This is a genomic window from Azospira sp. I13 (assembly GCF_003112695.1).
In the GTDB taxonomy this organism is placed as follows: domain Bacteria; phylum Pseudomonadota; class Gammaproteobacteria; order Burkholderiales; family Rhodocyclaceae; genus Azospira.
In genome coordinates, this window is sequence record NZ_BFBP01000016.1 from 1 (window position 1) to 1,239 (window position 1,239).

Annotated in this window: 1 protein-coding gene; it reads right to left on the bottom strand. The window is 57.5% G+C overall.

All coding sequences use genetic code 11. The features are described from left to right. Positions 1-30 precede the first annotated feature (30 nt). Positions 31-1,178 (bottom strand): IS3 family transposase gene (locus AZSI13_RS14955; RefSeq protein ID WP_109042000.1). Its coding sequence is split into 2 segments (ribosomal slippage): positions 31-917 and positions 917-1,178, totalling 1,149 coding nucleotides; the frame shifts between segments, so codons are not numbered across the junction. Between the last annotated feature and the right edge of the window lie 61 nt (positions 1,179-1,239).

Consider the following 1,239-nt stretch of genomic DNA (forward strand, 5'->3'; position numbering starts at 1 on the left):
TGGGCTGCTGCCGGTTCAGTGGGCACCGACCTAAGCTTTTATAGCCGCCTCGAATGCGATCGGACTGAGATAGCCCAGCGTCGAATGCCGTCGAGTGGGATTGTAGAAGCGCTCGATGTAATCGAACACATCGGATCGAGCTTCTGCCCTTGAACGATAGACCTTCCGAGCCGTCCTCTCGGTCTTCAGTGAGCTGAAGAAACTTTCCATTGCCGAGTTGTCCCAGACCTCACCGGCCCGACTCATGCTGCAGGTAATGCCTTGCTCCCGGAGCAGCCCTTGGAAGTGCTCGCTGGTGTATTGGCTCCCCTGATCCGAGTGGTGAAGCAGCGATGAAGGTTTGCCGCGCCGCCAGACAGCCATCATCAAGGCATCGGCTACCAATTGCGAGGTCATGCTGTTTTGCATGGACCATCCCACTGCTCGCCGCGAGAACAGGTCAAGAACGACGGCGACGTAAAGCCAGCCTTCTGCCGTCCAGATATAGGTGAAGTCAGCGACCCATTTCTGGTTGGGGGATGCCGCTTGGAATTGCCTATCCAGCAAGTTGCCAGCAATCCCATTGCGCTCGCCCCGATCCTTCGGCAAGCCGCGTCGCCTCGGTCGCGCTTTCAGCGCCTGCTGGCGCATCAAGCGTTCGATGCGATGCAACCCGCAACTGAGCCCTTCAGCCAGGACATCGTGCCAGACGCGTCGGGCACCATAGGTTCGGTCACTGGCAATGAAACTTTGCCGAACCAGGTTGCCTACTATCTCGTCATCCAGGCTGCGCTTGCTTCTCGGGCGGCTCAGCCATGCGTAATAGCCACTTCGTGAGACACCGAGCGCCCCACACAACAGGTTAACCGGCCAAGCCCCCCGGTGCTTCGCAATAAAGCCGAATCTCACATCGACTCCTTGGCGAAGTAGGCCGCGGCTTTTTTCAATATGTCGCGCTCCATCTTCAGCTTCGCCACTTCCCTGCGTAGCCGCTCAATCTCAGCCTGCTCAGCTTTCATCACTCCCTGACCAGGAAAGGCTTGCTGTGGGTCTGCTGACAGTTCTCGCACCCAGCGGCGCAAGACCGATTCACCAATGTCCAGATCCCGTGCCGCCTGAACAATTGAAACCCCTCGGTCAACCACCAACTTGACTGCCTCAACCTTGAATTCCCGGCCGAATGTCCGTCTTGCTCCCATAAATACCTCCAGTTTCACCTTCACACCTTAACAAGGTGTCCATGAAACCGGCAGCAGCCCA